The organism is Ruegeria sp. AM9 (genome assembly GCF_056540565.1).
In genome coordinates this window covers 1-12,025 of sequence record NZ_JBQFWY010000013.1, presented here as the reverse complement: position 1 = coordinate 12,025, position 12,025 = coordinate 1, and the positions used below count along the sequence as shown (strand labels likewise).

Genomic DNA, 12,025 nt, shown 5'->3' with positions numbered 1-12,025 from the left:
TCAGCGCACGCAGGCGACCGGTTGCAGGATTTGCAGCAACTGGTCGTTGTCACACACAAGCGCATCCAACGTGATTTCGTCCAGCGAGGCATAAAACACCTCGGCGGCGTCTTGCAGGGCCAGCCGCAGCCGGCAGGCATCCGTCAGGGGGCAGGTATTGTCGGCATCGGCGAAACATTCGGCAATCGGCAGGCTGCCTTCGACATGGCGGAATACCGAGCCGATACGAATCTGATCCGCCGGGCGCGCCAGTGCCATGCCGCCATTGCGGCCGCGTTGCGTGCTCAGGTAGTTCAGCTGGCTCAGCTGGTTGATCACCTGCGCCAGATGGTTTTCCGAGATGTTGCATACATCGGCGATCTCGGCCTTAGTCACCAGCCGATCCTGGTGCGCCGCGCAATACATCAGCAAGCGCACTGCGATATTTGTCCGTTTGGTAATCCTCATCGAGACCTCCCAAATTTCAAGATGCGATCTTATTGCATGTCCGGCAAAAAAGCGGTTTGACATACATCAATCGTTCAAAAAGGACCTGACGGCGCATGGCGGACCCTTATTTCTTTGGCTATGGCAGCTTGGTGAACCTTGCGACCCACGATTTTCCCGACCCCCATCCGGCGCAGCTGCAGGGGTGGCGACGCGCCTGGCGGCATACCGATCTGCGCCCTGTGGCTTTTCTGACCGCAATCCCGGACCCCGGGTCCCAGATCGAGGGGATGATCGCCCATGTCCCGAAAAACGACTGGGCGGCACTGGACGAACGGGAATGGGCCTATGACCGGGTTCCGACGACCCGCGCCGTCACACACCCCCTGACCCATGATGTTGAAATCGCCGTTTACGCAGTGCCGCAAGGACGCCACACCCAGCCCAGCAATCGCCATCCGCTGTTGCTCAGCTATATCGACGTGGTTGTGCAGGGGTATCTGCGCACCTTCGGCGAGGACGGTGCGGATCGGTTTTTTGCCACGACCGACGGGTGGGACGCGCCGATTCTGAACGACCGGGCGGAACCCCGCTATCCCCGGCACCAGCAGTTGAAACCGGCCGAGACGGAATTCGTCGATGACCGCCTAAATCGTTTGTCGGCTTCGATCGTACAGACCGCATAGAAAAAGGCGGGGCCAATGGACCCCGCCTTTCGGAAATCTGTTCTGTTTCGGTTAGCCGCGGGCGCGGATTACCTGCAGCAGCGGCAGCAGGGCTGCCATTTCAGGCCCGCGCTCCATACCTGTCAGCGCTTTGCGCAGCGGCATGAACAGACCTTTGCCCTTGCGGCCGGTGGCCTCTTTCACGGCTTTGGTCCAAGCGCCCCAGGTTTCACCATCGAACGGTCCTTCGGGCAGCAAAGCGACGGCCTCAGCGATGAAGTCGCGGTCTTCGTCTGCGATCAGAGGTTCGGCCCCGTCACGGCAAAGGTCCCACCAGCCTTTTAGATCACCCAGAGTCGTGATGTTCTCGCGCGCCATCGCCCAGAAATCCTCTGCCAGCGCCCCGGGAACACCAACCGCTGAAACCGCATCCGCCACGTCAGCTAGCGGCAGCGATTGCAGGTGCTTGGCGGTCAGCGGGAACAGGTCCTGCACGTCGAACTTGGTCGGCGCCGCGCCAAAACGGTTGACGTCGAACCCTTCGATCAGCTCCGCCATATCCGAGCGCAGTTCGACTGGATCGGACGAGCCCAGGCGCGCCATCAGGCTCAGCAGGGCCATCGGCTGCACGCCTTGCTCGCGCAGATCGCGCAGCGCCAGAGTACCCAGACGTTTCGACAGCGCCTCACCCTGCGGGCCGGTCAGCAATGAATGGTGCGCGAAACGCGGGCAGGTGCCGCCCAGCGCCTCGATGATCTGAATCTGCGTCGCGGTGTTGGTGACGTGGTCCGAGCCGCGCACCACATCGGTCACGCCCATCTCGGTGTCATCCACCACCGATGCAATCGTATAGAGAACCTGACCGTCGCCGCGGATCAGCACCGGATCAGACACCGAGGCCGCATCGATGGAGATGTCGCCCAGAATACCGTCATTCCACTCGATCCGCTCGTGATCCAGCTTAAAGCGCCAGACGCCATTTCCACGCTCGGCGCGCAGGGCTTCTTTCTCGGCGTTACTGAGATTCAGCGCCGCGCGGTCATAGACCGGCGGCTTGCCCATGTTCAGCTGTTTCTTGCGCTTCAGGTCCAACTCGGTGGGCGTCTCGAACGCCTCATAGAACCGGTCCATCGCGCGCAGCTTGTCGGCGGCCTCGGCATAGCGGTCCAGACGCTCGGACTGGCGCTCGACCCGGTCCCAATGCAGACCCAGCCATTCCATATCCTGCTTGATGGCGTCGACATATTCTTCTTTCGACCGCTCGGGATCGGTGTCGTCGATGCGCAGAATGAACGTACCGCCAGCCTTGCGGGCTATCAGATAGTTCATCAGGGCGGTACGCAGGTTGCCCACATGGATGTAACCGGTGGGCGACGGGGCAAAACGGGTGGTGGTCATGGAGTTCTCCTGTTGGCGCGGCTCATGTCACAGGATGGGCGTTTTGTCCAGCGGATGCGGGAAACGCGCCTGGCGGCGCGTGCCTTCGGCGCTAGTATTTGAGAAAAGATGAAGCGGATCAGGCTGGGTGAACCGGCCAATGCCGCTCAAGGTCCGCAAGCCCGGCGCGGATCAGTTCGGACAGGATGTCCGGATCAATATCGGCCAGCTTGTTCACATAGAGGCAGGACTTGCCCAGCTTGTGCTTGCCCAGCCGGGACAGAATATCCCCGAAATCCGCATAACCGGGCATGATATAGATCGACAGCGCCGCCTTGCGCGGGGAAAAACCGGTGGCCAGAAAATCGCCCTCACGCCCGGATTTGTAGCGATAGTGATAGCGGCCATAGCCAATGATCGACGGGCCCCACATGACCGGTTCGAACCCGGTTGTTTCGCGAAAGAGCGCATCCAGGACCTTCGCGTCCCCGGCCTTTGACGCCGGTTGAACGGCCGACAAAAAGCGGGCGACGCTTGCTTTGGTCGGGACGGTTTTGTTTTCTGATCGGGGCATGAACAAGAATTAACACGACATGTTCATCCATGCAGCCCACTTCATGGGGGTATAGTCTGGCAAGAGACTCGTGCCGACCTACCTCATCCACAGGTGTTCTGACAGGGAGAACCACAATGACCATCAAACTCACACGCCGCGCCGCATTGGGTTCTGCGGCTGCTTTGCCATTTGCTGCCGCCGCGACCCCGCTATTGGCTGCCGGAGCCGACGCCAAGGCAAACACGACCATCGCCAAGTCGTTCACGCTGGGTGATTTCACCGTCACCACGCTGCTGGATGGCAGCCTGCCCCGCGATGGCGCCAAAGAAATTTTCGGTGGCGGTGCCTCGGATGAGGATTTCGCCAAGGTGTCGGCCGAAAACTTCATCTCGCCGGACGTGGCGCAGTTCTTCTTTACCCCGACGCTGGTCAATACCGGGTCAGAGCTGGTGCTGTTCGACACTGGCCTTGGGAAAGGTGGCATTCAGGCTGCCTTGGCGGATGCGGGTGTCACGCCGGATCAGATCAACGTTGTTGTTATCACCCACATGCACCCCGACCATATCGGTGGTATGACCACGAATGACGCGCCGACCTTCCCAAATGCACGTTATGTCACCGCATCACCCGAGTATGATTTCTGGGCGGCGCAGGAGGCCGGAAACCGGGTCGGTGATCTGGTGGCCGCCAAGGTGACACCGCTGGCCGAGAAGATGACCTTTATCGAAGACGGCGGCGCGGTGGCTTCGGGCATCACCGCTGTCGCCGCCTATGGGCACACGCCCGGCCACACGGTCTACCATCTGGAGAGCAACGGTCAGCGGCTGGTTCTAACCGCCGATCTGGCCAATCACTATGTCTGGTCCTTTGCCCACCCGGAATGGGAGGTGCGCTTTGACATGGACAAGGCGGCCGCCACCGCCTCACGCCGCGACGTGCTGGGGATGCTGGCCGCCGACAAGGTGCCGATGATCGGCTATCACATGCCTTTCCCTGCCGCTGGCTTTGTCGAAACCCGCGGTGACGGGTTCCGCTTTGTGCCAGTCAGCTATCAGATGATGGGTTAGGCCCTCAGTATCCGGGGTCCGGCCGCACCTTTGAGCCATCCGTGAACCGGGACAGGCGGAAGGCGGTCGGATCAACGCAGGGCGTGGTTCCGGCGACGAGATCGGCCATAAGGCGACCCGCCGCCGGACCGATGCCAAATCCATGACCCGAAAACCCGGTTGCTATGAACATGCCCGGCAGGTGATCGACCCCCGAGATTACCGGCACAGCGTCCGGCGTGACGTCAATCATGCCCGCCCAACTTTGGACAAGCTCGGACTGTTCCAACACCGGGAAAGCGCGGCGCGCCGCAGCCCAGGCCTGTCGCAGCGCTTTGGGAGACGGTTCGGGGTCCAGCACGCGGCAATGTTCGAACGGGGTGACATCGGTGGGCAGCCAGGTCCGGTCCTGTTGCGCCTCAATTCTCCAACGCTTTGACAAACGAAACCGCAGCGATCGCCATTCCTGTGTAAATGCCGGCAGGAACTGCCGCGCCAGCCGGAAACTGTCAGGCACGATATCCACCGTGTTTTCATGCCCCGACGCGATGGAATAGCCCCCATCCATTCGTTTGCGCATGGCAAAACCATCGGACCAGAGCGCCGCTTCCGGCCCCTCGGCTGGTGAGGTCCTCAGGACCGTGTTCAGAACCTTGAGCTGCGGCAGCTCGATCCCCGCGTTCCCGGCAAACAGGCGCGACCAGGCGCCACCTGCCAGAACAACATAGTCGCAGGCCACGCGACCACGTTCGGTGAATACCCCTGTGATCCGACCATCCCCGGTATCGACGCTGCGCACGGCGCAATTGGTCATCAGAACAGCGCCGCGGTCGCGCGCTGCCTCGGCAATTGCAGGCGCGGCCAGTTGCGGTTCGGCCCGACCGTCCTGCGGCATGAAAAGGGCGCAGTCATAGGAGGTCTGACTGCCCGGCAGCAGAGCCTTCAACTCGGCCCCGGCTACGATCCTTGCACCAGTCTGCAGCCCGTCCACATGCCGCAGCCACCGTTCCAGATTGCCACTGCCACGCTTGCCCGACGCGCCGAACAGAATGCCCGCGCGCATATATCCGGTTTCCCTACCGATGCGCTGATCCAACCCTTGCCAAAGATGCAGCGACTCGACCATCAGCGGAATTTCCCGCGGATCGCGCATCCCCAGACGGACCCACCCCCAGTTGCGAGAGCTTTGCTCGCCCGCGATCTGACCCTTTTCGCACAGCAGCACCGAGGCACCGCGTTCGGCCAGTTCCAACGCGGTCGAGGCACCGATAATGCCGCCGCCAATGACAACGACATCCACGGTTTTGGGTAAGTGCAGATCGGGTTCAACGGGGGTTGGTTTGGGGCCGGGCATCAACCGCTCTTACTTCATGGCTCTGGCCGCTATGAAGGCGTGGGGCGGGCACTCAGGCAACACGTCTTCTGCCGCAGGGTCGATGTTTTTTGACAGCTGTGGCGAACGCGCCAACAGGCGCGGGAAAACCCGCGCCGCCCCGACTGAAATCACCTGAAGTCTAGGCTGCGCCGCTCAGTTCGGCCCATTTCTGACGCAGGGTCGCGGCAAGGCCTGAATCGCGGGGCTGAACCTCTTCGTCCATTTCCGCCTGTTGAGGCAGGATCGGAAAGATCGCCTGGGGTTTTGCCAGCTCTGCAGCGGGCTCGGGGTCTTCGATTTCTTCTTCACGAAGAAGATCAGCAATTGCCGAATCCAGCTTGGCCTCGTCCAGAACCCGGGCTTCGGATTCCATCGACTTGTACCTTAAAGGCGGGTGAAGCGGCTTGTCATATCCCTCATACATAATAGCACCAACTCGTTAACTCAGACATCCAACATAAGGTGCGCCACAGTTCCACACATCGAATTGAGGTCACACCGCCCCATGTGGGGCTTTAATTAAGCTAAAATGTGGCAAAAAAATGTCTCGATTTCAAGCAGTCAGTTCCCTGAGAGCCTGGAAAATTAAGATGTTATCCGCCATTTGGAAACAATATACGGATCGCTGAGCACAATGGGCCTAATTTCGAAACCCCGTTATTGACCCACTTGCACGATTCCCGTTCGGTTCAGCCGCGATCCCGCCAGCGGTTCACAATCGGATAACGGCGATCCAGCCAGAATGCCCGGCTGGTCAGACGTGTTCCCGGGGCGGACTGAAAGCGTTTGTATTCGCTGATGTAAATCAGATGCTCGACCCGCCGCGCCTCGGTCTCGTCGAAACCGGCGGCAACGCAATCGGCGATCGAGCCCTCCTGATCGACCAGAATATCCAGAATCGCGTCCAGAACCGGGTAATCGGGCAGGCTGTCGCTGTCCTTTTGGTCTTCGCGCAATTCGGCGCTGGGGGGTTTGTCGATGACCGAGGGGCGGATCACCTCGCCCGCCGGGCCCATCATCCAGTCGCGGTGATTGGCGTTGCGCCAGCGGCAGGTCTCGAACACGCGGGTCTTGTACAGGTCCTTGATCGGGTTGTAGCCGCCGTTCATATCGCCGTAGATCGTGGCATACCCCACCGCGACTTCGGATTTGTTCCCGGTGGTCAGCAACATCTCGCCGAACTTGTTCGAGATCGCCATCAGCAGCAAACCGCGCAGGCGGGACTGGATGTTTTCTTCGGTCAGATCCTCATCGCGACCGGCAAAGAGCGGGGCCAGAGTCTCGGTCACCGCTGCCCGGCTGTCCGAAATCGGCACATAGTCGTAGTGCACGCCCAGCGCCTTGGCCACGGCCTCGGCATCGTCCAGTGAGGCCTGACTGGTGTATTCCGAAGGCAGCATCACGCAACGCACATTCCCGGCCCCGACAGCATCCACGGCGATTGTAGCCACCAAGGCCGAATCGACGCCGCCCGACAGACCCAGCAGAACCTTTTTGAACCCGGTCTTGCCGATATAGTCGCGCAAGGACTGCACCATCGCGCGATAGTCCTGTTCCCATTCATCCGGTTGCGGCACGATCTCGCCCGGCACGATGCGCCAGCCGTCATCGCCGCGCTCAAGGTCGACATGGGTAACAAGCTCATCAAAAACCGGCATCCGGAACGCAAGCTCTCCGCCCGGGTTCAGGCCGAAAGTGGCCCCGTCGAACACCTGGTCGTCCTGCCCGCCCACCATGTTCAGGTATATCAGCGGCAGGCCGGTTTCGACCACGCGGGCAACCATGTGGTTCAGGCGAATGTCATATTTGTTGCGGAAATAGGGCGAGCCGTTGGGAATCAGCAGGAACTCGGCCCCGGTTTCCTCGAGCGTTTCCGCCACGTCCCCGTGCCAGCCATCTTCGCAGATCGGGCTGCCGATGCGTGTGTTGCCAACCGCATAAGGCCCGCCCAGCGGGCCGGCATCGTACAGGCGCACTTCGTCGAACACAGTCTCATTGGGCAGGTGATGTTTCAGCACCTTGCTACCGATCCGCCCCCCCTTGAGGATCAGGTAGGCGTTATACAGGTTGCCGCCTTCGACCCACGGACCGCCAATCGCCACCGCCGGACCTTCGGCGCATTGCACGGCCAGCTCTTCGACCGCAGCCATCGCTGCCCGGTGAAAGGCGGGCTTCATCACCAGGTCCTGCGTATTGTAGCCGGTGATGAACATCTCGGGGAACGCCACCAGATCGGCCCCAGCCTCGCGCGCCTGTTCCCACGCGGTTAACGCCTTGGCGGCATTGCCTTCGATATCCCCCACGGTGGGGTTGAGTTGCGCCAGAGTGATGCGGAAACGGTCGGCCATGCTGCCCTCTTGCCCTCGTCGGTCTTACTGCCATTTAGCAGATCATTGCGCGAGTGAAAGGCAAATGCGGCAAAACCCGTTGCCCTGCCCCCGCGCGTGCCGTAGTTTTGCGAAAAAGGACTAAAACCGGACAGGCAGGACCGATCATGAACGCTTTCCGCATTTCCATTGCCGCATCCGCGCTGGCCCTGATCGCTGTGGGCGCTACCGCGCAGGACGGTCAGGTGATCACCAAGGATGACGAGGTCGGGGGCGTCTACGAAGGCACCTTTGAAAAAGGCCTGCGACACGGCACCGGCACCTACCGCTTGCCCAACGGGTTCGAATACAGCGGCGAATGGGTCGAGGGCGAGATCCAGGGCACGGGCGTCGCCCGCTATGTCAATGGCTCGGTCTATGAAGGGATGTTCGCCAAGGGTCAGCCCGAGGGACGCGGCAAGATCGTTTATGCCGATGGCGGCAGTTACGATGGCGAATGGTCCAACGGGTCGATCAACGGCACCGGCGTTGCGATCTATGCCAATGGCGCGCGCTATGAAGGAGGCTTCCAGAACGCGCGGTATCACGGCACGGGCGTGATGACCGACCCCAGCGGCTATAGCTTTGATGGCGAGTGGGTGGACGGCGTCAAACAGGGCAAGGGCAAGATCACCTATGCCGAAGGCGGTGTCTATGAAGGCGACGTCAAGGACGGCCAGCGCCACGGTCAGGGCAGCCTGACCCTGCCCGACGGGATGACCTATACCGGAGATTGGGCCGAGGATCGCATCACCGGAACCGGGCGGCTGTCTTATGTCAACGGGGACGTCTACGAGGGCGAGGTGGTTGACGGGCGGCGTCTGGGCAAGGGCAAGGTGGTCTATGCCAATGGCGATGTCTACGAAGGCGACTATGCCGACGATCTGCGTCATGGCCAGGGGATCTATACCGGAACCGACGGGTATGTTTACACCGGCCAATGGACTACCGGGTTGATCGAGGGGCTGGGCGAAGTGACCTATCCCGACGGCTCGATTTATGTCGGCGATTTCAAGGCCGATCTGGCCGAAGGCAAAGGCCGCATCACCTATACGGACGGTTCGACCTATGATGGTGACTGGATCGCCGGCGTGATCGAGGGCCAGGGCGTTTCGACCTATCCCAATGGCACGGTCTACAAGGGCCAGTTCAAGAATGCCAAGCCGCATGGCAAAGGCATTCTGACCTCTGCCGACGGGTCCAGCTATGACGGAGATTGGGTGGACGGTCTGCGTCAGGGCAACGGGCTGTCCACCTACCCCGACGGCACCACCTATTCCGGCGATTTCGACGCGGGCAGACGCCACGGTCAGGGTGAGATCGTGATGGCCAACGGCTTCAGCTATTCCGGCGCGTGGACCGAAGGCAAGATCACCGGCGACGGCGTCGCGACCTATCCAAGCGGCGATGTCTACGAAGGTAGTTTTGTAGACGCCAAGCGCCATGGTCAGGGCACCGTGCGCTATGCCAATGGTGAAACGGCAACCGGCGTTTGGGACAACGGTGAGCTGGCAACGGCGACCGATGCTGCCCCCGAAGCGGCGCCTGAAACACCCCCGTCAGATTCGGACAGCACGGACGGCTGAAGCCAAATCAGCTACCACGGCACCGGCTTTCCCGCCCAGTCAAAGAACCCGCCGGTATCGGTCGGGGTCAGATGCGCCATAACGCCCAGCAGATTCGCGGCAGCCTCATCCGCGGTAACGGCAGGATGCCGCCCGAGGTATTTCCGGGTGAATTCGGTTTTCACCGTCCCGGGATGCAGGGCGACACAGATCGCCTGTTTGTGGGTGCGGGTCAGTTCGATGGCTGCCGTGTGCACGATCTGATTCACCGCCGCTTTTGCCGCCCGATAGCTGATCCACCCACCCAGGCGATTGTCCCCGATCGAACCCACACGCGCCGACAGCACAGCGAATACTGCGCGCCGCTCGCGGGGCAACAGACGCGCCGCGTGACCCAGAATCAGCGCCGGCCCCACGGCGTTCAGTGCGAACTGATCCATCATCGCCTGCGCAGATGCGGCCCGGACGGTCTTTTCCGGCGCCGCGCCGTTGATCTCTAACGCGCCAGACGCAACAAGGATCAAGTCGAACGACCCGCCGATAGCATCCAGCGCGCGGTGCACGCCGTCAGGGTCCGTCAGGTCAAACCCGTCGGCTGAACGTGACAGACCAGTCACCGCCACCCCCTGCCCGCGCAGGCACTGACACACCGCCTGTCCGATGCCCCCCGAAGCGCCAATGATCAGTGCTTTTTTCATGGCAAACCACCTAGCCGCACGCCGCGCCGGATCAATACAGCGCGGAAAAGAAACCGCTCATCTGAAGCCACGCCGCAAATTGGTCTTTTCATTCCGGGGCGGCTCTGTATAACCTCAATCCCATGATCAACCGCGCAGATATCCTTGTTGCTGACACCGCCCTTAGCGGTGCGTCTCTGCGTGGCCTACTGATCCTAATCCGCCTCTGAGCGTGCCATCCGGCGCGCCCGCTCAGAGGAGGACGCCCGCGCGCCATAGGCTTTAGGACAGAAGAAGAAAGAGAATCCCATGACCAACGTGACCGACCAAGACCGCGTCTTGATCTTCGATACCACTTTGCGCGACGGCGAGCAGAGCCCCGGCGCAACCATGACCCATGACGAAAAGCTCGAAATCGCCGAGCTGCTGGACGATATGGGCGTCGACATCATCGAAGCCGGTTTCCCCATCGCATCCGAAGGTGACTTCAAGGCGGTTTCCGAAATCGCGCAGCGGTCGAAAAATAGCCGCATCTGCGGTCTGGCCCGCGCCAACTTTGCCGATATCGACCGGTGTTGGGAGGCGGTGAAGCACGCCGGAAAGAACCGTATCCATACCTTCATCGGCACCTCTCCGCTGCACCGCGCCATTCCGAACCTGACCCAGGACGAGATGGCCGAGAAGATCCACGAAACGGTCAGCCACGCCCGCAACCTTTGTGAAAACGTGCAGTGGTCGCCGATGGATGCGACCCGGACGGAATGGGATTACCTTTGCCGCGTGATCGAGATTGCAATCAAGGCCGGGGCGACCACGATCAACATTCCAGATACCGTCGGCTATACAGCGCCGCTGGAATCGGCGGATTTGATCAAGCGTCTGATCGAGACGGTACCCGGCGCGGATGAAGTTGTCTTTGCCACCCATTGTCACAACGACCTTGGCATGGCGACCGCGAACTCGCTGGCTGCTGTGGCGGGCGGTGCACGCCAGATCGAATGCACCATCAACGGTTTGGGCGAACGTGCGGGCAACACCGCCTTGGAAGAGGTCGTCATGGCGCTGCGCACCCGCAACGACATCATGCCCTGGAAAACGGGCATCGACACCACCAAGATCATGCATATCTCGCGCCGGGTGGCGACGGTGTCGGGCTTCAACGTGCAATTCAACAAGGCCATCGTCGGCAAGAACGCCTTTGCCCATGAAAGCGGTATCCACCAGGACGGGATGCTGAAGAACCGAGAGAACTTCGAGATCATGCGCCCCGAAGATATCGGGCTGTCGGGGACATCCTTGCCGTTGGGCAAACACTCGGGCCGCGCGGCGTTGCGCGATAAGCTCGAGACGTTGGGCTATGAGGTCGGGGACAACCAGCTCAAGGATATCTTCGTTCGCTTCAAGGATCTGGCCGACCGCAAGAAAGAGGTGTTCGACGACGACCTCATCGCGTTGATGACGTTGGATGATGATGAGGGCAATGACCACCTGCAACTGGTGTCGATGAAGGTCACCTGCGGCACCGGCGGTCAGGCGGAATCGACAGTCGAACTGGAAGTGGACGGCCAGGACAGGATCGCAACGGAACATGGCGACGGCCCGGTGGATGCCACCTTCAAGGCGATCCGCGCGATCCATCCGAACACCGCCCGCCTGCAGCTTTATCAGGTGCACGCAGTGACCGAAGGCACCGATGCACAGGCCACAGTTTCGGTGCGGTTGGAAGAGGATGGCATGATCGCCACCGGCCAATCCGCCAATACAGATACGGTAGTTGCTTCGGCCAAGGCTTATATCCACGCCTTGAACCGCCTGATCGTCCGCCGCGAGAAAACCGGCCCCGGCGCGGATGCACGCGAGATCAGCTACAAAGACCTGACGTAGACGACAGGCAGGGGCTCCCGCACCCGCGGCGGTCTGGCTTCGCCGACCCTTCTTGGGTTTTGGGCCCGGCAGCGCGCCACAGGCGCGC

At 61.2% G+C, this 12,025-nt stretch carries 11 protein-coding genes; 4 read left to right on the top strand and 7 right to left on the bottom strand.

Annotated features, from left to right (window positions below):
* Positions 1 to 447, bottom strand: a complete 447-nt coding sequence (locus tag ACR0DO_RS16945; protein WP_170445989.1) for an Rrf2 family transcriptional regulator — start codon at positions 445 to 447, stop codon at positions 1 to 3.
* Between the two features lie 95 nt (positions 448 to 542).
* Between ACR0DO_RS16945 and ACR0DO_RS16940 the strand changes: the two genes are divergently transcribed.
* Positions 543 to 1,112: a gamma-glutamylcyclotransferase family protein gene (locus ACR0DO_RS16940; RefSeq protein ID WP_480560538.1), complete on the top strand. Its 570-nt coding sequence runs from the start codon at positions 543 to 545 to the stop codon at positions 1,110 to 1,112.
* 51 nt (positions 1,113 to 1,163) lie between these two features.
* Here ACR0DO_RS16940 and gltX read toward each other — a convergent pair whose 3' ends face one another.
* Together gltX and ACR0DO_RS16930 are read right to left on the bottom strand one after the other, a co-directional pair.
* On the bottom strand, positions 1,164 to 2,489 hold the full coding sequence (gltX, locus tag ACR0DO_RS16935; protein WP_480560536.1) for a glutamate--tRNA ligase: 1,326 nt from the start codon (positions 2,487 to 2,489) through the stop codon (positions 1,164 to 1,166).
* 118 nt (positions 2,490 to 2,607) lie between these two features.
* On the bottom strand, positions 2,608 to 3,042 hold the full coding sequence (locus ACR0DO_RS16930; protein ID WP_480560534.1) for a DUF1801 domain-containing protein: 435 nt from the start codon (positions 3,040 to 3,042) through the stop codon (positions 2,608 to 2,610).
* Between the two features lie 116 nt (positions 3,043 to 3,158).
* Between ACR0DO_RS16930 and ACR0DO_RS16925 the strand changes: the two genes are divergently transcribed.
* On the top strand, positions 3,159 to 4,091 hold the full coding sequence (locus ACR0DO_RS16925) for an MBL fold metallo-hydrolase (protein WP_480560532.1): 933 nt from the start codon (positions 3,159 to 3,161) through the stop codon (positions 4,089 to 4,091).
* A 4-nt stretch (positions 4,092 to 4,095) separates the two neighbouring features.
* On the opposite strand, the gene ACR0DO_RS16920 is transcribed toward ACR0DO_RS16925, so the two are convergent.
* From ACR0DO_RS16920 to ACR0DO_RS16910, 3 genes are all read right to left on the bottom strand, one after another.
* Positions 4,096 to 5,424, bottom strand: a complete 1,329-nt coding sequence (locus ACR0DO_RS16920) for an NAD(P)/FAD-dependent oxidoreductase (RefSeq protein WP_480560530.1) — start codon at positions 5,422 to 5,424, stop codon at positions 4,096 to 4,098.
* A gap of 160 nt (positions 5,425 to 5,584) precedes the next feature.
* On the bottom strand, positions 5,585 to 5,818 hold the full coding sequence (locus ACR0DO_RS16915) for a hypothetical protein (RefSeq protein ID WP_480560528.1): 234 nt from the start codon (positions 5,816 to 5,818) through the stop codon (positions 5,585 to 5,587).
* A 316-nt stretch (positions 5,819 to 6,134) separates the two neighbouring features.
* Entirely contained in the window at positions 6,135 to 7,793 is a 1,659-nt protein-coding gene (locus tag ACR0DO_RS16910) for an NAD+ synthase (RefSeq protein ID WP_480560526.1), read from the bottom strand.
* 146 nt (positions 7,794 to 7,939) lie between these two features.
* On the opposite strand from ACR0DO_RS16910, the gene ACR0DO_RS16905 reads away from it, so the two are divergent.
* Positions 7,940 to 9,397 (top strand): MORN repeat-containing protein, encoded by a 1,458-nt coding sequence (locus tag ACR0DO_RS16905; protein ID WP_480560524.1) that lies wholly within the window; start codon positions 7,940 to 7,942, stop codon positions 9,395 to 9,397.
* An 11-nt stretch (positions 9,398 to 9,408) separates the two neighbouring features.
* Here the strand turns inward: ACR0DO_RS16905 and ACR0DO_RS16900 are convergent, their stop codons facing one another.
* Positions 9,409 to 10,074: an SDR family NAD(P)-dependent oxidoreductase gene (locus ACR0DO_RS16900; RefSeq protein WP_480560522.1), complete on the bottom strand. Its 666-nt coding sequence runs from the start codon at positions 10,072 to 10,074 to the stop codon at positions 9,409 to 9,411.
* 288 nt (positions 10,075 to 10,362) lie between these two features.
* Between ACR0DO_RS16900 and ACR0DO_RS16895 the strand changes: the two genes are divergently transcribed.
* Positions 10,363 to 11,937, top strand: coding sequence for a 2-isopropylmalate synthase (locus tag ACR0DO_RS16895; RefSeq protein ID WP_480560520.1), 1,575 nt, complete (start codon positions 10,363 to 10,365; stop codon positions 11,935 to 11,937).
* Positions 11,938 to 12,025 lie beyond the last annotated feature (88 nt).

Coding starts and splice junctions, on each gene's coding strand:
- ACR0DO_RS16945 (WP_170445989.1), bottom strand. CDS start 447: ATGAGGATTACCAAACGGACAAATATCGCAGTGCGCTTGCTGATGTAT.
- ACR0DO_RS16940 (WP_480560538.1), top strand. CDS start 543: ATGGCGGACCCTTATTTCTTTGGCTATGGCAGCTTGGTGAACCTTGCG.
- gltX (WP_480560536.1), bottom strand. CDS start 2,489: ATGACCACCACCCGTTTTGCCCCGTCGCCCACCGGTTACATCCATGTG.
- ACR0DO_RS16930 (WP_480560534.1), bottom strand. CDS start 3,042: ATGCCCCGATCAGAAAACAAAACCGTCCCGACCAAAGCAAGCGTCGCC.
- ACR0DO_RS16925 (WP_480560532.1), top strand. CDS start 3,159: ATGACCATCAAACTCACACGCCGCGCCGCATTGGGTTCTGCGGCTGCT.
- ACR0DO_RS16920 (WP_480560530.1), bottom strand. CDS start 5,424: ATGCCCGGCCCCAAACCAACCCCCGTTGAACCCGATCTGCACTTACCC.
- ACR0DO_RS16915 (WP_480560528.1), bottom strand. CDS start 5,818: ATGGAATCCGAAGCCCGGGTTCTGGACGAGGCCAAGCTGGATTCGGCA.
- ACR0DO_RS16910 (WP_480560526.1), bottom strand. CDS start 7,793: ATGGCCGACCGTTTCCGCATCACTCTGGCGCAACTCAACCCCACCGTG.
- ACR0DO_RS16905 (WP_480560524.1), top strand. CDS start 7,940: ATGAACGCTTTCCGCATTTCCATTGCCGCATCCGCGCTGGCCCTGATC.
- ACR0DO_RS16900 (WP_480560522.1), bottom strand. CDS start 10,074: ATGAAAAAAGCACTGATCATTGGCGCTTCGGGGGGCATCGGACAGGCG.
- ACR0DO_RS16895 (WP_480560520.1), top strand. CDS start 10,363: ATGACCAACGTGACCGACCAAGACCGCGTCTTGATCTTCGATACCACT.